General features: G+C 71.4%; 19 protein-coding genes. 3 read left to right on the top strand and 16 right to left on the bottom strand.

Annotation, left to right across the window (positions count from 1 at the left end; genetic code table 11):
• Nucleotides 1–14 precede the first annotated feature (14 nt).
• The 9 genes from lepB (ASC82_RS10640) to ASC82_RS10600 form a co-directional block, all read right to left on the bottom strand.
• A complete protein-coding gene (gene lepB, locus ASC82_RS10640) occupies nucleotides 15–929 on the bottom strand; it encodes a signal peptidase I (RefSeq protein WP_056644541.1) in 915 nt (304 codons plus the stop codon).
• Between the two features lie 10 nt (nucleotides 930–939).
• Nucleotides 940–1,878 (bottom strand): signal peptidase I, encoded by a 939-nt coding sequence (lepB, locus tag ASC82_RS10635; RefSeq protein ID WP_079039184.1) that lies wholly within the window; start codon nucleotides 1,876–1,878, stop codon nucleotides 940–942.
• Nucleotides 1,871–2,635 carry a signal peptidase I gene (gene lepB / locus ASC82_RS10630; protein ID WP_056644538.1) on the bottom strand — a complete coding sequence of 255 codons (765 nt, stop codon included), beginning with the start codon at nucleotides 2,633–2,635 and terminating at the stop codon, nucleotides 1,871–1,873. The genes lepB (ASC82_RS10635) and lepB (ASC82_RS10630) overlap by 8 nt, the downstream gene beginning before the upstream one ends.
• A gap of 68 nt (nucleotides 2,636–2,703) precedes the next feature.
• A complete protein-coding gene (rplS, locus tag ASC82_RS10625; protein WP_024755882.1) occupies nucleotides 2,704–3,054 on the bottom strand; it encodes a 50S ribosomal protein L19 in 351 nt (116 codons plus the stop codon).
• Between the two features lie 127 nt (nucleotides 3,055–3,181).
• A complete protein-coding gene (trmD, locus tag ASC82_RS10620) occupies nucleotides 3,182–4,003 on the bottom strand; it encodes a tRNA (guanosine(37)-N1)-methyltransferase TrmD (RefSeq protein ID WP_024755883.1) in 822 nt (273 codons plus the stop codon).
• Complete coding sequence (gene rimM, locus ASC82_RS10615; RefSeq protein WP_056644535.1) at nucleotides 4,000–4,557, bottom strand: ribosome maturation factor RimM; 558 nt, start codon at nucleotides 4,555–4,557, stop codon at nucleotides 4,000–4,002. Before rimM ends, trmD begins: the two co-directional genes overlap by 4 nt.
• Nucleotides 4,558–4,675: 118 nt before the next feature.
• Complete coding sequence (locus tag ASC82_RS10610; RefSeq protein ID WP_005311361.1) at nucleotides 4,676–4,915, bottom strand: RNA-binding protein; 240 nt, start codon at nucleotides 4,913–4,915, stop codon at nucleotides 4,676–4,678.
• A 2-nt stretch (nucleotides 4,916–4,917) separates the two neighbouring features.
• Nucleotides 4,918–5,361 carry a 30S ribosomal protein S16 gene (gene rpsP, locus ASC82_RS10605; RefSeq protein WP_015036470.1) on the bottom strand — a complete coding sequence of 148 codons (444 nt, stop codon included), beginning with the start codon at nucleotides 5,359–5,361 and terminating at the stop codon, nucleotides 4,918–4,920.
• A 155-nt stretch (nucleotides 5,362–5,516) separates the two neighbouring features.
• Nucleotides 5,517–6,110, bottom strand: coding sequence for a hypothetical protein (locus tag ASC82_RS10600; protein WP_024755886.1), 594 nt, complete (start codon nucleotides 6,108–6,110; stop codon nucleotides 5,517–5,519).
• A gap of 389 nt (nucleotides 6,111–6,499) precedes the next feature.
• Between ASC82_RS10600 and ASC82_RS10595 the strand changes: the two genes are divergently transcribed.
• Entirely contained in the window at nucleotides 6,500–7,237 is a 738-nt protein-coding gene (locus tag ASC82_RS10595; RefSeq protein WP_056644532.1) for a methyltransferase domain-containing protein, read from the top strand.
• 22 nt (nucleotides 7,238–7,259) lie between these two features.
• On the opposite strand, the gene ftsH is transcribed toward ASC82_RS10595, so the two are convergent.
• The 6 genes from ftsH to ASC82_RS10565 all read right to left on the bottom strand — a co-directional run bounded on the left by ftsH (nucleotide 7,260) and on the right by ASC82_RS10565 (nucleotide 17,064).
• Entirely contained in the window at nucleotides 7,260–9,182 is a 1,923-nt protein-coding gene (ftsH, locus tag ASC82_RS10590; RefSeq protein WP_056644530.1) for an ATP-dependent zinc metalloprotease FtsH, read from the bottom strand.
• 137 nt (nucleotides 9,183–9,319) lie between these two features.
• Complete coding sequence (gene ffh, locus ASC82_RS10585; protein ID WP_056644528.1) at nucleotides 9,320–10,873, bottom strand: signal recognition particle protein; 1,554 nt, start codon at nucleotides 10,871–10,873, stop codon at nucleotides 9,320–9,322.
• A 119-nt stretch (nucleotides 10,874–10,992) separates the two neighbouring features.
• Nucleotides 10,993–13,470, bottom strand: a complete 2,478-nt coding sequence (locus ASC82_RS10580) for a [protein-PII] uridylyltransferase (protein WP_056644525.1) — start codon at nucleotides 13,468–13,470, stop codon at nucleotides 10,993–10,995.
• A 20-nt stretch (nucleotides 13,471–13,490) separates the two neighbouring features.
• Nucleotides 13,491–13,829 carry a P-II family nitrogen regulator gene (locus tag ASC82_RS10575; protein ID WP_015036464.1) on the bottom strand — a complete coding sequence of 113 codons (339 nt, stop codon included), beginning with the start codon at nucleotides 13,827–13,829 and terminating at the stop codon, nucleotides 13,491–13,493.
• On the bottom strand, nucleotides 13,826–15,172 hold the full coding sequence (locus ASC82_RS10570; RefSeq protein WP_056644523.1) for an ammonium transporter: 1,347 nt from the start codon (nucleotides 15,170–15,172) through the stop codon (nucleotides 13,826–13,828). Before ASC82_RS10570 ends, ASC82_RS10575 begins: the two co-directional genes overlap by 4 nt.
• A gap of 416 nt (nucleotides 15,173–15,588) precedes the next feature.
• Nucleotides 15,589–17,064 carry a hypothetical protein gene (locus tag ASC82_RS10565; protein ID WP_056644521.1) on the bottom strand — a complete coding sequence of 492 codons (1,476 nt, stop codon included), beginning with the start codon at nucleotides 17,062–17,064 and terminating at the stop codon, nucleotides 15,589–15,591.
• Nucleotides 17,065–17,491: 427 nt separating this feature from the next.
• Here ASC82_RS10565 and ASC82_RS10560 point away from each other — a divergent pair, with 427 nt between their 5' ends.
• Nucleotides 17,492–18,145 carry a bifunctional DNA primase/polymerase gene (locus ASC82_RS10560; protein ID WP_056644517.1) on the top strand — a complete coding sequence of 218 codons (654 nt, stop codon included), beginning with the start codon at nucleotides 17,492–17,494 and terminating at the stop codon, nucleotides 18,143–18,145.
• Between the two features lie 69 nt (nucleotides 18,146–18,214).
• Here ASC82_RS10560 and ftsY read toward each other — a convergent pair whose 3' ends face one another.
• On the bottom strand, nucleotides 18,215–19,438 hold the full coding sequence (ftsY, locus tag ASC82_RS10555) for a signal recognition particle-docking protein FtsY (RefSeq protein WP_056644515.1): 1,224 nt from the start codon (nucleotides 19,436–19,438) through the stop codon (nucleotides 18,215–18,217).
• An 84-nt stretch (nucleotides 19,439–19,522) separates the two neighbouring features.
• Here ftsY and ASC82_RS10550 point away from each other — a divergent pair, with 84 nt between their 5' ends.
• On the top strand, nucleotides 19,523–20,980 hold the full coding sequence (locus ASC82_RS10550; RefSeq protein ID WP_056644511.1) for a cytosine permease: 1,458 nt from the start codon (nucleotides 19,523–19,525) through the stop codon (nucleotides 20,978–20,980).
• Nucleotides 20,981–20,993 lie beyond the last annotated feature (13 nt).

Below are 20,993 nucleotides of genomic sequence, written 5' to 3'. Positions count from 1 at the left end.
CTACCCGCGGGTCACTACTCGGCGGTATGCCCTGCCGTGCGCTTCTTCCGACGCCACAGCACCAGCGGGAGCGCTGCTGCCAGGCTCGCCGCGCCCAGCGGGGCGGCGCCCACGGCCTTGTTGAGGGCGGGCTGGTCGAAGATGTCGGGCACGGGGAGAGTGGCCCAGCGGGTGACGGGCCAGGCGATCACGACGGCACGGCCCACGACCTGGTCGTTGGCGACGGTGCCGCCGCCGGGCAGCTGCTGGTGGAAGCGGGAGTCCAGCGAGTTCTGCCGGTTGTCGCCCATGACCCAGATGCGGCCCTCGGGGACCTTGATCGGTCCGAAGGAGTCCTGGCAGGGGACGGAGCCGGGGTAGAGGTACGAGGTCTCGTCCAGGGCCACGCCGTTGAGGACGACCTTGCCGCCCTCCTTGCAGGAGACCGTGTCGCCGCCGACCGCGATGACCCGCTTGATGAGGTCCTTCTCCTCGGCGGACGGCATGAGGCCGATGAAGCTGAGGAACTTCTGGACGACGTTCGGGTCGGGGGTCTCCTGGCCTTCCAGCCAGCCGCCCGGGTCGTGGAAGACGACGACCTCGCCGCGCTCCGGCTCGGAGCCGAACCACGGGGTGAGCTTGTCGACGAGGACCCGGTCTCCGCGCTGGAGCGTGTTCATCATGGATTCCGAGGGAATCGAGAACGCCTGCACCAGGAAGGTCTTGATCAGGAGCGCGAGCACCAGGGCGATGCCGATGAGAAGGGGCAGTTCCTTCCAGAAGGAACGCGGCTTCTTCGGGCTCCGGCCCGACCTGTCGGCCGCCGCTCCGTCGTCGTCGTCGTGCGCCCGCTCGTCATCCGTCACATCGTCACCCGTCACGTCGTCGCCGATGGCCTCGTCGGCCCTCTTCTCGGGCTCATCGTGTCCGGATCGTGCGCCGACGGCCAAATCCCCCACATCAACTCCTCACTCCGTGCGATCGCCTGCCCCGGAACAGGGACAGGCCCACCACTCCCATAACGAGCAGAAGTTCCGCAGGGGTCGGGAGCCCGGGCAATCCGTTCAGATTGCGCGGGGACACACTATGCGACATACCGAGCGCGGTCTCGGTACCCGCACGCGCGTCCGGTACGGCGGCGAAGGTCTCCCGCTCCTCCAGGCTCCGCCAGTTCCCGACGGGCCAGGCGATCACGACGGCGCGCCCCACGACCTGCTCCTCGGAGATGGTGCCGTGGTCCTTCTCGTCGAGGTGGAAGCGGGAGTCGGCCGAGTTGGAGCGGTGGTCGCCGAGGACGAAGATCCGGCCCTCCGGGACCTTCACCTCGAAGGGGATCGTGGACGGCTTGTTCCCGGGGTGCAGGTACGGCTCGTCCAGGGGTACGCCGTTGACGGTGAGCCGGCCGTCCTTGTCGCAGCAGCGGACGGTGTCCCCTCCGACGGCGACGACCCGCTTGATGAGGTCGCGGTCGTCGGCGGAGGGCAGCAGTCCGATGAAGGTGAGGGCCTGCTTGACCTGTTTGACGCCGATCGGGTCCTCGGAGGCCGGCTCGGTCTCGTGCTGGAGCCAGTTGCCGGGGTCCTTGAAGACGACGACGTCGCCGCGCTGCGGCCGGGAGCCGAACCAGGGGGTGAGCTTGTCGACGAGGACCCGGTCGTCGATGCGGATCGTCTGCTCCATGGAGCCGGAGGGGATGACGAACGCCTGGACCAGGAAGGTCTTGAGGACGAGCGCGATGAGTACGGCGACGGTGACGAGGATCGGGATCTCGCGGATCGCGGAGCGCTGTCGCCGCCGCTTGACCTTGCGGGCGAGTCTGCGCCGCTCGGCGCGTCCGGGCAGCGGGGCGGCGCCGGTGCCCTGGGCGGGTCCGCCCGGCGGGCGGCCGCGGCTACCCACGGGGGCCCGTGCCGTGCCCGCCGGCTGCCGTGGTCGGAGCCGTTGCCGGTACGGCGTCGAAGGCTTCCGTCGCGGGCACGGTGGACCAGCGGCCGAAGGGCCAGGCGATCCAGTCGGCGCGGCCGATGACCTTGTCGACGGGGACCATGCCGCCGCCGGGGCTGCCGAGGTGGTCGCGGGAGTCGCTGGACTGGCTGCGGTGGTCGCCCATCACCCAGAGCCTGCCTGCGGGGACGACGATGTCGAAGGGGACGCTGGACGGCCGGTCGCCGAGCATCACGTACCGCTCCTCGACGGGGACGCCGTTGACGGTGAGCCGTCCGTCCTTGTCGCAGCAGACGATCCGGTCGCCGCCGACGCCGACGACCCGCTTCACGAAGTCGGTCTCGTCGGGTTCGGCGAAGCCGAGGGCGGCCGCGGCGTCGTGCAGGAGCCCGGTGAGGGGGTTGCCGCCGGGGTCCTCCCGTACGAAGGAGCCGGTGCCGTCGAAGACGACGACGTCGCCCCGGTCCGGCTCGCTGCCGAAACGGTACGCCAGCTTGTTCACGAGGATCCGGTCGCCGACCTGGAGCGTCGGCTCCATGGAGCTGCTGGGGATCAGGAACGGCTGGATGACGAAGTGGCTCAGGAGCAGCAGGAAGAGCACGCAGGCGACGCCGAGGAAGCCCGTGCGCCGCCAGGAAACGCGCGCGGAGCGCGACCCCTCCTCCGTGTCGGTGGAGGGGTCGCGCTCCGTGTGCTGTGCTTCGGTGTCCATCGGGGACAGAGCCTATCCGGCCCGTCTGTGCGTGGACCTCAAGCGTCGCGTGAGCGGTGAGCCGGGGCTCAGCGGTCGCGCTTCTCCTTGATCTTGGCAGCCTTGCCGCGCAGCTCACGCAGGTAGTAGAGCTTGGCGCGACGGACGTCACCGCGGGTGACGAGCTCGATCTTCTCGAAGATCGGGCTGTTCACCGGGAAGGTGCGCTCGACGCCGACGGAGAACGAGACCTTGCGGACCGTGAAGGTCTCGCTGACGCCCGCGCCCTGGCGGCGGATGACGACGCCCTTGAACTGCTGGATACGGGAGCGGTTGCCTTCGATGACACGCACGTGGACGTTCACGGTGTCGCCGGCGCGGAAGGCGGGGAGGTCGGAGCGGATGGAACCCGCGTTGACCTGGTCGAGCAGGGAGGCCATGGAGGTCTCTTTCCTCGCTGATGCCACAGGTCATCAGCGGTACGTTCGGATGTCTGGGGTGCCGTTCGTGCCTGGCGGGCGTCGTTCCCCCTGCGGCAGGGGCGCGCGCCGGACGTACGACAGCGGCCTATTCTTCCACGTCGGGGAGCCTGCGCCAAAATCGGCCACCGGGCTCGGGTGCCCACCCCATCATCGAGAGGATCTCGCGGTCCTTCTTGTCGAAGGCGGCCGGATCGCAGCGCTCGATGAGGTCGGGCCGGTTGGCGACGGTGCGCCGGAAGGCCTCGTCGCGCCGCCAGCGGGCGATCTTGCCGTGGTGCCCGCTGAGGAGGACGTCGGGGATGCCCCGGCCGCGCCACTCGGGGGGCTTCGTGTAGACGGGCCCCTCCAGGAGGTTGGCCATGGCGCCGGGGGCGAAGGAGTCGTCGCGGTGGGACTCGGCGTTGCCGAGGACTCCGGGGAGGAGGCGGGCGACGGCCTCGGTGACGACGAGGACGGCGGCCTCTCCGCCGGCGAGGACGTAGTCGCCGATGGAGACCTCGTAGACGGGCATGCGGGTCGCGTACTCGTCCATGACGCGGCGGTCGATGCCCTCGTAGCGGGCCGGGGTGAAGATCAGCCAGGGCCGCTCGGAGAGCTCGACGGCGAGTTCCTGGGTGAAGGGCCGGCCGCTGGGGGTCGGGACGACGAGGACCGGGCCGTGGGCGCCGGCCTCGTAGCCGTCGGCGAGCGTCTGGTCGAGGGCGTCGCCCCAGGGCTCGGTCTTCATGACCATGCCGGGGCCGCCGCCGTACGGGGTGTCGTCGACCGTGTTGTGCCGGTCGTAGGTCCAGTCGCGGAGGTGGTGGACGTGGACGTCGAGCTGGCCCCGGGCGCGCGCCTTGCCCACGAGGGAGACGTTCAGCGGTTCGAGGTACTCGGGGAAGATCGTGACGACGTCGAGCCTCATGCGTCGTCACCCTGCTCGTCGTCGCGGGAGGAGACGATCTCGGCGCGGTCGTCGATCAGGCCGGGCGGCGGGTCGATGACGGCGCGCTGCTCCTCCAGGTCGATCTCGGTGACGATCGACGACACGAAGGGGATCATCAGCTCGGTGCCGTCGGGCCGCTCGACGATGAACAGGTCCTGGGACAGCAGGTGGGAGATCTCGGTGATCCGGCCGATCTCGGTGCCGTCGGCGAGGACGACGTCGAGGTCCATGAGCTGGTGGTCGTAGTACTCGTCCTCCTCCTCCGGCAGTTCCTCGGGGTCGATCTCGGCGATGAGGAGGGTGTTGCGCAGGGCCTCGGCGGCGTTGCGGTCGCGGACGCCCTCGAAGCGCAGCAGCAGCCTGCCGCTGTGGACCTTGCCGGACTCGATGGTCAGCGGCCCGGCGGAGGCCGGGTCGGTGAGCAGGACGGCGCCGGGGCCGAGCCTGAGCTCGGGCTCGTCGGTGCGCACCTCGACGGTGACCTCGCCCTTGATGCCGTGGGCGCGGCCGATCCGCGCGACTACCAACTGCACTGCTCCACACTCTCCTGTCACACAGCTCGTACGACGAAAACGACAACGGGCCGGGGTGGGCTCGTAAGCCCTCCCCGGCCCGTGCCGGCACATCATTCAACCGATGCGGCCGACTTGTTCAGCGGACCTGGTCCACGTCGACGAGGTCGACTCGGATTCCACGGCCGCCGATGGCGCCCACGACGGTACGCAGCGCACGCGCGGTGCGGCCGTTGCGGCCGATCACCTTGCCGAGGTCGTCGGGGTGCACCCGGACCTCAAGCACGCGGCCACGGCGCAGGTTGCGCGAGGCGACCTGCACATCGTCGGGGTTGTCGACGATGCCCTTCACGAGGTGCTCGAGAGCCTCCTCGAGCATGCTCAGGCCTCGGTCGACTCGGTCGACGCGGCCTCGGCCTCGTCAGCCTTCTTGTCGGCCTTCTTGGCCTTCGGGGTGATGGCCTCACCCTTGTCGTCGCCGCCCTCGAGGGTCTTCGCGAACTCGTCGAACGAGGCGCGCTTCGCCTCCTTGGTGGCGGGGACGAGCAGCGCCTTCTCGGGGGCCGGGAGGCCCTTGTGCTTCTGCCAGTCGCCCGTGAGCTTCAGGATGGCGAGGACGGGCTCGGTCGGCTGGGCGCCGACGGACAGCCAGTACTGCGCACGCTCGGAGTCGACCTCGATACGCGACGGGTTGTACGTCGGGTGGTAGAGGCCGATCTCCTCGATCGCGCGACCGTCGCGGCGGGTGCGCGAGTCGGCGACGACGATGCGGTAGTGCGGCTGGCGGATCTTACCGAGGCGCTTGAGCTTGATCTTGACTGCCACTGGAGTGGTGTCTCCTGGTCTTGACGTGGTTGGGCACTTTGAGATGCCACGTGGGGTTGCGGTACTCGGATGCCCGATGGACGCGTCAGCCGGAGGAGAGAGGGGTCCTATGCGACTGTCGAGTACAGCTGTCCATTGTGCCACACGCGCCAGGGTCAGCTGGCGGCGCCCACCGTCTCCGGGATGCGGAAGGGTTTGCCGCAGCCGCCGCAGACGATCGGGGCCTGGGCGAGCACGGACGGCACCACGCGGACGTTGCGCCCGCAGTCGCAGACGGCCTTGACGCGGACGCCGCCGCCGGAGGAGCCGTGCCGGGCGGCCGGTCCCCGGAAGGAGCGCTTCGTGTCGGCGGCGGTCGCGACCGTGTGGGCCTTGAGGGCCCGCTGGAGCCGCTCGATGGTGGGGCGGTATCGCCGCCGGGCCTCCGGGTTGAGCGTGACCAGGGAGAAGCCGCTGCTGGCGTGTGGCTCCTCGGGGTGGTCGAGCCCCATCTCCTCGGCGATCGCGAGGAATCTGCGGTTGTGGTAGCGGCCGGCGCGGGAGGTGTCACGGACCCCTCGGGCGGCGGCGATGCCGTGGACTGCCTCGTGGAGCAGTCGCTCGAAGGAGAGCTCGGCGCCGCAGGCGGACGAGGACTCTCCGATCAGGGACTCGGGCGCGGCAAGATCGGGCAGCTCGGGGTGGTGCCGCTGAATGTCGGCCCACGCCTGTGCCAGCTCTGCGGCGAGAACAGGTGGTGTCGTGCTCACGTCGTGTACAACGAGCCGATGTGCCCCCGGGTTCCATTCCGGGGCATCCCAAATATTTTGCACTTACCCGTCAGTTGCCGTTGATGCGTCCTGACGAGGGCCAGTGCGCCGATCTGCGGAGAAGCCGCGCAGGGAGCGTCAAGCCGGTGCGTAGTGACGCATACGCCCCGGCGCGCAGCCGTGGGGCTCACGCCCCCGGGAGGGGCTCCCGATGCGTCCCGGGACGGGCGCGGGAAGCGTTGCAGGGACATTACCGGGTCGGCGCACGCGGGCGCGCACTGCCCCTCCCCCGGGTGAATCGGTGCGGCGCCAGCACTGGACGCGGCCGGGGTTGCGCAGTTCCCTGACTACGGGGGGCTGTCGTCCAGGCACGGATAGGGGCTCTTTCCATGACACCTACGCTCGTCCCGCACCACCCCGCGCGTGACTGGGCCGAGATCCAGGAACGCATGCTCGTCCCGCTCTACGAGGCGGTGTACGACCGCGTCGGTGTGGGTGCGCGGTCCCGGCTGCTCGGCCTCGGTTCGGGCACAGGTCTGGCCCTGCTGATGGCGGCGGCGCGGGGCGCGCGGGTGGCCGGCGTGGACCGGGACCACGCGCGCGTGGAGCTGGCCAGGGAGCGTCTTCCGGAGGATGTGGTGGTCGCGGAGGACGTGGCGCGAGTGCCGCGCGGAGACGGTCCGTACGACGTGATCACCGCCTTCCACGCGACGGACGGGGTGCTCCCGGAGCTCATGGCACTCACCCGTTCGGCCCAATCGGGCACGGTGGTCGTCCTCGCGGGCTGGGGGCCGCCGGAGCGGTGCGCCACGGAGCCGGTGCTGCGGGTCGCGGACCGGCTCGCGGACCGGGCGCCGTCGGTGCGGGCCGATCTCGACGGTCTGGTGGCCCGGGCGGGGCTCCGGCCTGACGGGTCGGGGCGGGTCGCGTGCCCCTTCGGGTACGCGGACGGGGCGAGTGCCGTGCGGGGCCTGCTGTCGACGGGCGCGTTCGACGAGGCCGTCCGGGCGACCGAGCCGTCGCAGGTGGAGAAGGAGATCGAGGAGGCGCTCGCGCCGTACGTCCGCGCGGACGGGACGGTGTGGATGCCGAACGTCTTCCGGTACGTACTCGCCAGGGTGAGCTGAAGCCCCCGCCCCTGCGGCGAGGTCAGCCCTCCTTCCCGGCGCGGATGACGCCGGCGGCGCGGTAGGCCGCGTCCTCCTCCAGGGTCTCGTTGGCGAGGAGGGCGGCGGCCAGGGCGTCCAGCTGGGGGCGGTGCTCGCGGAGCTGGCGTACGGCGCTCTCGTAGCACTCGTCGACGATGCGGCGCATCTCGGCGTCGACGGCGTCGAGGGTCGCGGGGGCCGCGGAGAGGCCGTACGCCTGCTGGGCGTCGCTCGGGATGGCGGTGAGGCGGCCGACGATCTCGCTCATGCCCCAGCGGCCGACCATGCCCCGGGCGATGCCGGTGACCTGTTCCAGGTCGCTCTCGGCGCCGGTGGTGACGACGCCGAAGACGACGTGCTCGGCCGCCATGCCGCCGAGGGCGCCGATGATCCGGCCGCGCAGGTACTCCTCGGTGTAGGCGTACCTGTCGGCGTCGGGCGTCGACAGGGTGACGCCGAGGGCCCGGCCGCGCGGCACGATGGTGATCTTGCGGACGGGGTCGGCGCCGGGCTGGAGCATGCCGAGCAGGGCGTGCCCGCTCTCGTGGTACGCGGTGCGGCGCCGCTCCTCCTCGGGCATCACCAGGGGCCGTTCGGCGCCGAGCTGGACCTTCTCCAGGGCGTCGGAGAGGTCGGACTGGGTGACGGCCTTCTGGTCGCGCTTGACCGCGAGGAGGGCGGCCTCGTTGGCGAGGTTGGCGAGTTCGGCGCCGGTCATGCCCGGGGTCGTACGGGCGACGTGCTCCAGGTCGACGCCCTTGGCGAGCGGGATGTCCCGGGTGTGGATCCGCAGGATGGCCTCGCGGCCGCCCCGGTCGGGCGGGTTGACATGGACGATCCGGTCGAAGCGGCCGGGCCGGGTGAGGGCGGGGTCGAGGACGTCGGCGCGGTTGGTGGCGGCGAGGACGATGACGCCCTCGGAGCCGGTGAAGCCGTCCATCTCGGTGAGGATCTGGTTGAGGGTCTGCTCGCGCTCGTCGTGGCCACCCATGCCCGAACCGCCGCCCCTGGCACGGCCGATGGTGTCGATCTCGTCGATGAAGATGATCGCCGGGGCGACCTTGCGGGCCTCGGCGAAGAGCTCCCGCACGCGGGAGGCGCCCACGCCCACGATCATCTCGATGAACTCGGAGGCGGAGGCGGAGAAGAAGGGCACCCCGGCCTCGCCGGCGACGGCCCGGGCGAGGAGGGTCTTGCCGGTGCCGGGAGGGCCGGCGAGGAGTACGCCGCGGGGCATCCTGGCGCCCATGTCGCGGTAGGCCTGGGGGTTCTTGAGGAAGTCGACGACGTCGTTGAGCTCGCCCTCGACCTCGTCGATGCCGGCGACGTCGGCGAAGGTGGTGCGCTTGGCCCCGGCCTCCAGCTCGACGGGTTTGGGCGGGGCCTTGCGGCCCAGCATGCCGCCGGCACCGCCCATCCCGGAGCTCATCCGGCGGGCGATGAAGATCCACAGCAAGACGAGCAGCAGCATCGGCGCGAGCGAGATCAGCAGATTGGAGAGGAAGCTGCGTTCCTGGACGACGGGTTCGGCGGTGACGGTGACGTTCTGCTTGGCCAGCTGCGCCCACAGGTCGTCGTCGGCGAAGGCGGGGCGCTGGGTGGTGAACTTGGTGTAGTCGCCCTCGCCGTCGGGGACGGGCTGCTTGTTCTTGAGCTGCCCCTGGATCGCGTCGCCCTTGGAGTAGATCTTCGTGACGTTCCCGGCGGCGACCTGCTTGTCGAACTCGGTGTACGAGATCGTCGGCCCGTCGCCCTCGTTGAAGAACGACAGGACGATGTTGGCGAGCAGGTACACGACGAGTGCGGTGAGGATGAGTCCGCCCCAGCCGCCCGGCATCTTCCTCTTCGGCGGCTGGGGCGGCGGGGCGCCTTCCGAGCGCCAGGGCTGGTCCGTCCGGTCGCGCGGGGGTACGGGGTTGGCCACGTGACTCTCCTCGGTGCGCGGCGCCAGTGGCCCCAGTATCGAAGCGCGGGCGGGACCCGGCATCGCGGGCGGTCCGGAGGAGTGAAAAGGGGCCCGGAGCGGTTTCACACCGCTCCGGGCCCCTTCCGAGGCTTCGCTCAGCTCATGAACTTCTTGAACTCGTCCGGGAGCTCGAAGTCCTTCGGGGTCTGGCCCGCCGCCGGGAGGCCGAAGGCGCCGCCCTGCTGCGCCTGCTCGCGGCGCTCGGCCTCGGCCTGCTCCTCGGCCTTCCGCTTCATCGGGTTGCCGCTCTTGCGCTTGCCCTTGGCCTGCTTGACCTGCTTCTTCTGCCGGCCGGGGCCGCCACCCATGCCGGGCATGCCGGGCATCCCCGGCATGCCGCCGCCTTGGGCCATGCGGGACATCATCTTGCGGGCCTCGAAGAACCGCTCGACCAGGCCCTTCACCGCGCTGACCTCGACGCCGGAGCCCTTGGCGATACGGGCGCGGCGGGATCCGTTGATGATGGTCGGGTCGTGGCGCTCGGCCGGGGTCATCGACTTGATGATGGCGGCCGTGCGGTCGACGTCCCGCTCGTCGATGTTGGCGATCTGCTCCTTCATCTGGCCCATGCCGGGCAGCATGCCGAGCAGCTTCGAGATGGAGCCCATCTTGCGGACCTGCTCCATCTGCGCCAGGAAGTCGTCGAGCGTGAAGTCCTGGCCCTTCTTCGACGCGAGCTTCGAGGCCATCTTGGCGGCCTCTTCCTCGTCGAAGGTCTGCTGGGCCTTCTCGATGAGGGAGAGCATGTCGCCCATGCCGAGGATGCGCGACGCCATGCGGTCCGGGTGGAACGCGTCGAAGTCGTCGAGCTTCTCGCCGTTGGAGGCGAACATGATCTGCTTGCCGGTGACGTGCGCGATGGAGAGCGCGGCGCCACCGCGGGCGTCGCCGTCGAGCTTGGAGAGCACGACGCCGTCGAAGCCGACGCCGTCGCGGAAGGCCTCGGCGGTGTTGACCGCGTCCTGGCCGATCATGGCGTCGACGACGAAGAGGACCTCGTCGGGCGAGACGGCGTCGCGGATGTCCGCGGCCTGCTGCATCAGCTCCTGGTCGATACCGAGGCGGCCGGCTGTGTCGACGACGACCACGTCGTACATCTTGGTCCGCGCGTACTCGATCGAGTCCTTCGCGACCTGGACCGGGTCGCCGACGCCGTTGCCCGGCTGCGGGCCGTAGAAGGCCACGCCCGCGCGGTCGGCGACGACGGAGAGCTGGTTGACGGCGTTGGGGCGCTGGAGGTCGCAGGCGACGAGCAGCGGGGAGTGGCCCTGGCTCTTGAGCCAGACGCCGAGCTTTCCGGCGAGGGTGGTCTTACCGGCACCCTGGAGACCGGCGAGCATGATCACGGTCGGCGCGGTCTTGGCGAACCGCAGGCGCCGGGTCTCGCCGCCGAGGATGGCGATGAGCTCCTCGTTGACGATCTTGATGACCTGCTGGGCCGGGTTCAGGGCCTGCGAGACCTCGAGCCCGAGGGCGCGCTCCTTGACCTGCTTGATGAAGGACCGGACGACCGGCAGGGCGACGTCCGCTTCGAGCAGCGCGATACGGATCTCGCGGGCGGTGGCGTCGATGTCCGCCTCGGACAGACGGCCCTTGCCGCGGAGGTTCTTGAAGGTCGCTGCAAGGCGGTCGGAGAGGGTATCGAACACGGCGGTCGCGGATCCTCAGGTGTCGGGGGCGGTCGGATTGCCCTCCAGGGTATCGGGCCGCTCGGAGGATGTGCTCCCGCCCACCGGATCCGGTGGGCGGGGGCGGGTCGGCCGGGGCGTCACCGCAGGGCCGCCTCCAGGGTGCGGGCCAGGTCGATCGCCTCCTCGTCGGGGAGCAGCGAGCCGTCCGGGCGGGTCACGTAGAGGGTGTCGACGGCGTTGGCGCCCAGGGTGGAGACGTGGGCGCTGCGGACGCGGACCTCGGCGCCCTCCAGGGCGCGGCCGATGCGGTGGAGGAGGCCGGGGGCGTCCTGGGCGCGGACCTCGATGACGGTGGCGAGCCGGGAGTGGGAGGCGGCGACGGTGACGCGGGGCGGCGGGGCGGTGAGGCCGCGCCGGCGCGGGTAGGCGGCCTCGCGTTCGGCGAGGCGGGCGGGGATGTCGAGGGAACCGTCGAGGGCGCGGACGAGGTCGGCGCGGAGGCGGGCGGCCTCGGGCAGGGAGCCGTACTCGGCGGCGACGCGCCAGTCCAGTACGAGGACGGTGCCGGCGCCGATCCCGGTGGGGAGTGCGACGGCGCGGAGGTCGGCGGCGCGGACGGTGAGCCGGTGGAGGGCGAGGACACCGGCGACGGCGGGGAGGACGCCGGGCCGGTCGGGCAGGGCGATGAGGAGTTCGACGCCGACGGGCTCGGGTTCCTCGGGCTCGGCCGCGACGACCGGTTCGGTGCGCAGGGTGAGGACGGGTTCGCCGGTGCGCAGGGCCTCGATGGCGAGGCGTTCCTGTTCGGCGCTGGGGGCGGCGGCCTCGGGGTCGGGGAGGGGTTCGCCCGCGAGGACGCCGGCGACTCGTTTGACGAGGTCGGCGACGAGCGAGGCGCGCCAGGAGGACCAGGCGGCGGGGCCGGTGGCGAGTGCGTCGGCCTCGGTGAGGGCGTGCAGGAGTTCCAGGGTGCCGAGGGTGCCGACGGCGTCGGCGACGGCCTGGACGGTGGCGGGGTCGTCGAGGTCGCGCCGGGTGGCGGTCTCGACGAGGAGGAGGTGGTGGCGGACGGCGGTGGCGATGGTGGCGGTGTCGGTGCGGTCGAAGCCGATGCGGGTGGCGAGGTCGCGGGCGATGGTCTCGCCGGCGACGGAGTGGTCGCCGGGCCAGCCCTTGCCGATGTCGTGGAGGAGGGCGGCGACGAGGAGGAGGTCGGGGCGGCCGACGCGGCGGGTGAGGGAGGCGGCGCGTACGGCGGTCTCGACGAGGTGGCGGTCGACGGTCCAGGTGTGGACGGGGTTGCGCTGGGGGCGGCAGCGGACGCGCTCCCAGTCGGGGAGCAGCCGGGTGACGAGCCCTTCGGCCTCCAGGGCCTCCCAGACGGGCACGGTCGACTCCCCCGCGCCGAGGAGGGTGACGAGTTCTTCGCGGGCCTCGGCGGGCCACGGTACGGGCAGGGGCCGGGCGGCGGCCGCGAGGCGGCGTACGGCGTGCAGGGAGATCGGGAGGCCGGACTGGGCGGCGGCCGCGGCGGCCCGCAGGGGCAGGACGGGGTCGCGGTCGGGTTTGGCGGAGAGGGCGAGGACGACCTCGCCGTCCATCTCGACGACGCCTTCGGCGAGGGGGGTGCGCTCGACGGGCGGTTTCTGGCCGCCGGTCCGTCCGCCCGTCCTGCCGCCGCCCGCGCGGCCGCCGAGGAGGGTGCGCAGCCGGGGTCGGGCGGAGCGGGCCTTGAGGACGCGGTTGACCTCGCGCCAGGTGACGTCGGTGGCGTACGAGATGATCCGCGCGGCCTCGTACACCTCGCGGAGCAGGGTGTCGGCGTCGAGGAGGCCGAGTTCCCGTGCGACGGCGTCCTGTTCCTGGAGGGCGAGCCGGTCGGTGGCCCGGCCGGTCGCGAGGTGCAGGGCGTCGCGGGCGTCGAGGAGGCGGCGCCTGGCGGCGTCGAGGCCTTCGCGGGGGGCGTCGGCGAGCCAGGAGGCGGCGACCGCGCGGAGCACCTGGGCGTCGCGGAGTCCGCCCCTGGCCTCCTTGAGGTCGGGTTCGAGGAGGAACTGGAGCTCGCCCATGCGGTCGGCGCGCTCGCGGCAGAGGGCGTCGAGTTCGGGGAGGCGCTTGGGTGCCTGGTTGCGCCAGTCGGCGAGGACGGTGGTGCGCAGGGCGGCGACGAGGCCGGCGTCTCCGGCGATATGCCGGGCGTCGAGGAGGCCGAGCTGGACCTTGAGGTCCTCGCCGGCGGTGGTGCGGGCCTCGGCGGGGGTGCGGACGGAGTGGTCGAGGGCCATGCCCAGGTCCCAGACGGGGTACCAGATCCGGTCGGCGAGGGCGGCGACGGCGGCCTTGTCGGCGGTGCCGTCGTGGAGCAGGAGGAGGTCGAGGTCGCTGCGGGGGGAGAGTTCGGCGCGCCCGTAGCCGCCGACGGCGACGAGGGCGGTCCCGCGGGGCGGTGCGGCGGCGGCGAAGAGGGCGGCCAGCCAGTCGTCGGTGAGCCGGGCGAGGGCGGCACGGCGCGGCGGCCCGGACCGCTCCTTCTCGTGGAGGAGGAGCAGCCGGGCCGCCGCGTAACCGCCGGGTCCCGAGTCTTCGTTCTGCGTACGCGCTTCGAGGCTCGTCACCCGGTGGCTCCTTCGTGTGCTTACAGTGCGTCCGGACCGCGCTCGCCGGTGCGGACCCGTACGGCGGTCTCGACCGGCACGCTCCACACCTTGCCGTCTCCGATCTTGCCGGTTCGGGCGGCCTTCACGACGACGTCGATGAGCTGTTCGGCGTCCTCGTCCTCGACGAGGACCTCGATGCGGATCTTGGGGACGAGGTCGACGGTGTACTCGGCGCCCCGGTAGACCTCGGTGTGGCCGCGCTGGCGTCCGTATCCGCTGGCCTCGGTGACGGTGAGGCCGTGGACGCCGAAGGCCTGGAGGGCCTCCTTGATCTCGTCGAGCCGGTGCGGCTTGACGACCGCGGTGATGAGCTTCATGCGTCCACCTTCTTGTTCTCCGTGACGGCCGGGGCGGCGACGGCGGTGGAGCGCGAGGACGCGCCGCCGCCGGCTCCGCTGAAGTCGTACGCGGTCTCGGCGTGCTCGACCTGGTCGATGCCGGAGACCTCGTCGTCCTCGCTGACCCTCATCCCCATCGTCTTGTCGATGATGAGGGCGAGGACCGCGGAGGCGATCAGAGAGTAGGCGAGGACGGCGAAGACTCCGACGGCCTGCTTGCCGAGCTGGTCGAGGCCGCCGCCGTAGAAGAGGCCCTTGGCGTCGGACTGGACGCCGCCGGTGGCGAAGAGGCCGACGAGGAGGGAGCCGATGACGCCGCCGACGAGGTGGACGCCGATGACGTCGAGGGAGTCGTCGTAGCCGAACTTGTACTTGAGGCCGACGGCCATGGCGCAGAGGAGGCCGGCGATGGCGCCGACGGCGATCGCGCCGAGCGGGCTGACGGCGCCGCCGGACGGGGTGATGGCGACGAGGCCGGCGACGGCGCCGGAGGCGGCACCGAGGGTGGTAAAGGAGCCGTGGCGGATCTTCTCGTACGCGAGCCAGGCGAGCATGGCGGCGGCGGTGGCGACCTGGGTGTTGACGAACATCACGGCGCCGACGCCGTCGTCGTTGCCGAGCCACGAGCCGGCGTTGAAGCCGAACCAGCCGAACCAGAGGAGACCGGCGCCCAGCATGACCAGCGGGAGGCTGTGCGGGCGCATCGGGTCCTTCTTGAAGCCGACGCGCTTGCCGATGACGAGGATCACGCCGAGGGCGGCGGCGCCGGCGTTGATGTGAACGGCGGTGCCGCCGGCGAAGTCGATCACACCCATCTCGAAGAGCCAGCCGCCGGCGCCCCAGACCCAGTGGGCGACGGGGAAGTAGACGACGGTGACCCAGAGGGTAATGAAGAGGGCCCAGGCGGTGAACTTGACGCGGTCGGCGAGGGCGCCGCTGATCAGGGCGGGCGTGAGGATCGCGAACATCAGCTGGAAGACGGCGAAGACGTAGACCGGGATGGTGTAGCCGTCCCAGAGCTCGGTGACGCCGATGCCGCTGAGGCCGACGTACTCGGAGGACCAGCCGATGATCGATCCGGAGTCGGTGCCGAAGGCGAGGCTGAAGCCGAAGAGCACCCAGAGGATCGTGACGATCCCGAGGCTGATGAAGCTCATCATCAGCATGTTGAGGGTGGACTTGACGCGGACCATGCCTCCGTAGAAGAAGGCGAGAGCCGGGGTCATCAGCATGACCAGGGCGGAGCAGATGAGCATGAACCCGGTGTTGGCGGCAGACAGCTCGGGGGCGTCTGCTGCCAGGGTCGTGATGGCTGGTGCCATCGGCGTCTCCTCGTCGTCGAATGCGGCCTGTGCGGGGCGGGGCCGGGGAGCGGCCGGCCGTGAGGGGCGTGGCCGGTTATGGGCCAGAGATTCGCGCAGCGCGGTTTCCGCCGATGCCGCTCGATGTTTCGGCGCAGTGACGAAGGGGTGGGGCGTGTTACGCGGCCGTGAACGGCCGGGTCACGGCTGTGTAACGCCCGCGCTCTCGCGAAATCACGCCCATGACTACAGCGACCGTCAATTGGCGAGCCACGGCGGCGATCGGCCACGTCCGCGAGAGCGGCGCCGGTTTAGGCGCAAAGAAGGGAACCGGCCGCGTCGGCGTCCGTGTGACCTTGCGGCGGGGGAGCCGAGTCGGGCAGTACGGGACGTCCGGCGCGGCCGGCGTACGAGGGGGCGCGTGGGCGCCTGGTGGATCAGACCGCTTCGGCGGCCTCGGGCAGGAGCTGGGTGAGCCGGTCGGTGAGGTGGACGACCTCGGCGACGTCGCTGTAGTTGCGGGCGGCGTGGTCGACGGTCTTGCGGAGCCGGGTGTTGACGCGCTCGGAGCGGATGCTCCGGGCGACGCCGAGGGCCTTCTCCGCGAGGACGACGGACTGCTCGGGCTCGCGCTTGAGGAGGTGGACGGTGGCCATGCCGATGAGGTTGAGGGCGTACGACCGCTGGTGGTCGGGGTCCTTCTCGAAGAGCGCGACGGCCCGCTCCATGACGGGTTCGGCGAGGGAGGCGTAGGTCGGGGAGCGGCCGGCGACGTAGGCGAGGTCGCGGTAGGAGTGGGAGTTCTCGCCGTTGAGTTCGGCCTCGGAGAAGAAGCCGATCCAGTCGGGCTCGGGCTCGCCGTCGAGGCCGACGTCGGCGAAGGTGTCCTCGGCCATCCGCACGGCCCGCTTGCACTTGGAGGGCTGGCCCATGTTGGCGTAGGCGCGGGCCTCCATCGCATACAGCATGGCCTGGGTGCGGGGGGTGGCGCAGTCGCGGCTGCCGTACTGGGCGAGGTGGATGAGTTCGAGGGCGTCGTCGGGCCGGCCGAGGTGGATCATCTGGCGGCTCATGGAGGACAGGATGTACGAGCCGAGGGGCTTGTCGCCGGCCTCCTTGGCGGCGTGCAGCGCGAGCACGAAGTACTTCTGGGCGGTGGGCTGGAGGCCCACGTCGTAGCTCATCCAGCCGGCGAGTTCGGCGAGCTCGGCGGCGCAGGTGAAGAGGCGCTTGGCGGTGGCGGCGGGCTGGGGCTCCTGGAGGAGGTCGGTGACCTCGTGGAGCTGTCCGACGACGGCCTTGCGGCGCAGTCCCCCGCCGCACTGGGCGTCCCACTTGCGGAACATGGCGGTGGTGGATTCGAGGAGGTCGAGCTCGATGTCGGAGAGCCGGTTGGGGCGGCGGCTGTCGGCGAGGGAGTCGGGGCGATCGACGTCGGTGACCGGGGTGGGGACGAGCCAGCGCTGCATCGGTTCGATGAGGGCGGGGCCGGCGGCGAGGGAGAGCGAGGAGCCGAGGAAGCCGCGCCGGGCGAGCATGAGGTCGCTGCGGGAGAACTCGCTGAGCAGGGCGACGGTCTGCGGTCCGGCCCAGGGCAGGTCCACGCCGGAGACCGACGGGGACTGGTGGGCGGTGCGCAGGCCGAGGTCCTCGACGGCGACGACGGAGCCGAAGCGCTCGGAGAACAGCTCGGAGAGGATCCGCGGGATGGGCTCGCGGGGCTGCTCGCCGTCGAGCCAGCGGCGGACGCGCGAGGTGTCGGTGGAGATGTGGTGCGCGCCCATCTGGCGCGCCCTGCGGTTCACTTGCCGTGCCAGTTCGCCCTTGGACCAGCCGCTGCGCACGAACCACGAGCCCAGCTGCTCGTTCGGGCGCTTGCCGGCAGTCGTACCGTCTGCGCCGTTGCCGCCCACTGGAACGCCCCCATCCACCTGATTGCCTGTCATCCGAACCCCTATCAGAATGCCGCCTCGCACGGCCGCTCGTCCGGGGTTCTCACTCCTTCGAACTGGAAACCGGGTTGCCTCCGGCATACCCGTGCGCGCAAGCGGCCCCGGGGTTCGAGTACCGAAAGTAATCCTACGATCACCCCTCTCGTGAGGGCGATTCAAGAAACGCCACCATTCGCCACCCCTTCGAATGAACTCGCCACGCGCCGGACGCGATTCACTTGACATGCGACGAACCGGAGTCGGCGGACGGATGCGCGGAGAGGCGCGCGCCACGGACCGCACCACCCCACTCGCGACCGCGCTCCACAAAGGGCGACGGACCGTGACCAAAGGTGACGACGACGCTCCGGGTCGTAACCACCGGCGCGTTCGACCCGTTGGAGGGGGCATGGGCTTCACGATCGGCGGCATTCGTGAGATGCGGTCCGGCTCGCGCCGCCGCGTGCGCACCACGGAGTGCACAGCGGTGGCCGAGTACACAGGACTGTGGGGCTGGGACGTGGTCCCCGGAGCACGTGCGGCGTCCGGCCGCTGCTCCTGCGGGGATCCGGCGTGTGCGGCTCCGGGGGCGCATCCGCTCTCCTTCGCCGCGCCGGTCCCGGCGGGCGCCGGGCTCGACGACGCGACGAAGGCCTGGGCGGAGTATCCGGGTGCGGCGCTGATGCTTCCGGTGGGCCGGGCCTTCGACGTGATCGAGGTCGCGGAGGCGGCGGGCCTGCGGGCGCTCGTCCGGCTGGAGCGCATGGGGCTGCCGCTGGGGCCGGTGTGCGCGACCCCGACGGGCCGGGCGCGGTTCTTCGTGGCGCCGGGCGCGGCGGCGGAGCTGCCGCAGCTGCTGTACCGGATGGGCTGGGACGACGCCGATCTGGACCTGCACTGTCTGGGGCCCGGCGCCCACATCACCGCTCCCCCGTCGGATCTGGGCGGGCTCGGGCCGGTGCGCTGGCTGCGGCCGCCGACCCTGGACACGGCGGGCGCGCCGCCGGAGGCGCGGCTGCTGCTCGGGACGCTGGCGTACATCTGCCACCGGACGCACCTCTGAGCCCCTGGAACGCGTGAGGGCCCCCGCCGGTTCGTGGCGGGGGCCCTCACGTATGCGCGGACGGGTCGGTCAGTCGCCGATCAGGGCGTCGACGAAGGCGCCCGGCTCGAACGGGGCCAGGTCGTCCGGGCCCTCGCCCAGGCCGATCAGCTTGACCGGGACGCCCAGCTCGCGCTGGACGGCGATGACGATGCCGCCCTTGGCGGTGCCGTCGAGCTTGGTCAGGACGATGCCGGTGATGTCGACGACCTCGGCGAAGACGCGGGCCTGGATGAGGCCGTTCTGGCCGGTGGTGGCGTCGAGGACGAGGAGGATCTCGTCGAGCGGGCCGTGCTTCTCGACGACGCGCTTGACCTTGCCGAGCTCGTCCATGAGGCCGGTCTTGGTGTGGAGGCGGCCGGCGGTGTCGATGAGGACGACGTCCGCACCCTCGGCGATGCCCTCCTTGACCGCGTCGAAGGCGATCGACGCCGGGTCGCCGCCCTCGGGGCCGCGCACGGTGCGGGCGCCGACGCGCTCGCCCCAGGTCTGGAGCTGGTCGGCGGCGGCGGCACGGAAGGTGTCGGCGGCGCCGAGGACGACGGACTTGCCGTCGGCGACCAGGACGCGGGCCAGCTTGCCGGTGGTGGTGGTCTTGCCGGTGCCGTTGACGCCGACGACCATGACCACGCCCGGCACGTCCGAGGGGCTCTCGGTGTGCACCGTGCGGTCGAGGTCGGGGCCGAGCAGGGTGACGAGCTCCTCACGGAGCAGCGCGCGCAGTTCCTCGGGGGTGCGGGTGCCGAGCACCCTGACCCGCTCGCGCAGCCGCTCGACGAGCTCCTGCGTGGGCGCGACGCCGACGTCGGCCGTGAGGAGGGTCTCCTCGATCTCCTCCCAGGTGTCCTCGTCGAGGTGCTCGCGGGACAGGAGCGTCAGGAGCCCCTTGCCGAGCGAGTTCTGGGAGCGGGCGAGCCGGGCGCGGAGCCGTACGAGACGGCCGGCGGTGGGCTCCGGGATCTCGATCTCGGGTGCCGCGGGCTCGGCGACGACGGGGTCCTCGACGGCGGCCGGCGTCTCGACGGCCTCCTCGGCCGGGAGTTCGACCTCCTCGACCGTGCGGCGTGGTTCCTCCCGCGGCGTCTCCGCCTCCTCGCCGACGTGCGGTTCGGCGGGCGGAGCGGTGATGGTCGGCGTGGTGGACGGCGGCTCGGCCGGCGGCAGCTGCTTCTTCTTGCGGCCGCTGATCACGAGCCCGCTCGTCACGGCGACCGCGACGACCAGAGCGATGACTACAGCAAGGATGAGTTCCATAACCCGACCAGTATCGGCCACGAGGGGCACAAAGGCGGAGCACGTAACCTAGATGGCTCCCCCACCTTTTTACGGAGTACCCCCATGCCCCACGACGCCTCCGAAGGCGCAGGCGCGACGCACGACGGCGCGATGGAGACCCGCGGTCTCGAGCCCGTCCCCGACGCCGAGCGGACCGGCCGGGTCCGCGAGCTGTTCCCGACCTGGGTCGCGGCCAACATCAGTGTGCTGCTGCTCACGATGGGCGCCGGTCTGATCGTCTTCAACGGCCTGAACTTCTGGCAGGTCCTGATCGTGGCGATCGCCGCGCCCGTGCTCTCGTACGGGATCGTCGGTCTGATCTCGATCGCGGGGAAGCGCGGCGGGGCGCCGGGCATGGCGCTGTCGCGGGCCGTCTTCGGTCAGCGCGGAAACCTTTTTCCCGGTGCGCTGATCTGGGTCGCCCGCTGGGGCTGGGAGACCATCAACGCGGTGACCGGCGCCTACGCGGTGCTGACCGTGCTCGACCTGCTCTTCGGCGTGAAGTCGAACACGCTCCTCATCGTGGTGACGCTGCTGCTCTTCGTGACCTGCACCTTCCTGGTGTCGGGGCTCGGGATCAACGCGCTGCGGGTGTGCAGCAAGTGGTCGACGTACCTCTTCGGCGCGTTCTCCGTGCTCGTCCTGGTCTATCTGGTGGCGAACACCGACTGGTCAGCGGTCTTCGACAAGCCGGCCGGTTCGACGGCGATGATGGTCGCGGGCATCGGCACGATCGCGGCCGGCGGCATCAGCTGGGTGCCCTCGGGCCCCGACTTCACCCGCTACCTGCCCCGTACGGCCTCCTCGAAGGCGATGGTCGGCTCGACGGTCGGCGGCGCCGGGATCGTGGTCCTGCCGATGGTGCTGATGGGCGCGGTGATGGCGGTGTCCACGCCGGACCTGGCCTCGGCGCAGGACCCGGTCTCCTTCATCGGTGAGCTGCTCCCGATGTGGATCTCCGTGCCGTACCTGGTGATCGCCCTGCTCGGGATGCTGCTGATCAACTCGATGTCGATGTACTCGGCCGGGTTCACGGCGCAGACCCTGGGCATCAAGGTGTCGCGCGCTGCGGCGGTCAGCGTGAACGCCGTGATCAGCCTGGTCTTCGGCTTCCTGCTGATGGTGGTGGCGACCAGCTTCATCGGTTCGTTCATCTCCTTCCTGACCCTGCTCGCGGTGGCGTTCTCGGCCTGGATCGGCGTCTTCGGCGTGGACATGCTGCGCCGGAGGACGTACGACGCGGCGGCGCTCATGGACACCACCCGGACCAGCGCGTACTGGTACCGCGGCGGTTTCGCCTGGCAGGCGATGACGGCGTGGGCCGTGGCGCTGCTCGTGGGGCTGCTCTTCACGAAGGTCGACTGGTTCTCGGGGCCGCTGGCCTCGTCGTGGATCGGTGAGAACGGCCTCGGCTGGGCGGCGACGATCGTGGTGGCGGGCGCGCTGTACGCGGTGCTTCCGCGGACGCCCGCGAAGGCCCCGGTGGAGCCCGTCGAGGTGCGCGAGACCGTTTCCATCTGACGCTGCGTCAGAT

Source organism: Streptomyces sp. Root431 (genome assembly GCF_001426585.1).
In the GTDB taxonomy this organism is placed as follows: Bacteria; Actinomycetota; Actinomycetes; order Streptomycetales; family Streptomycetaceae; genus Streptomyces; species Streptomyces stackebrandtii.
Note: the sequence above shows the minus strand (reverse complement) of the source record. Positions and strands in the feature narration are given on the sequence as shown.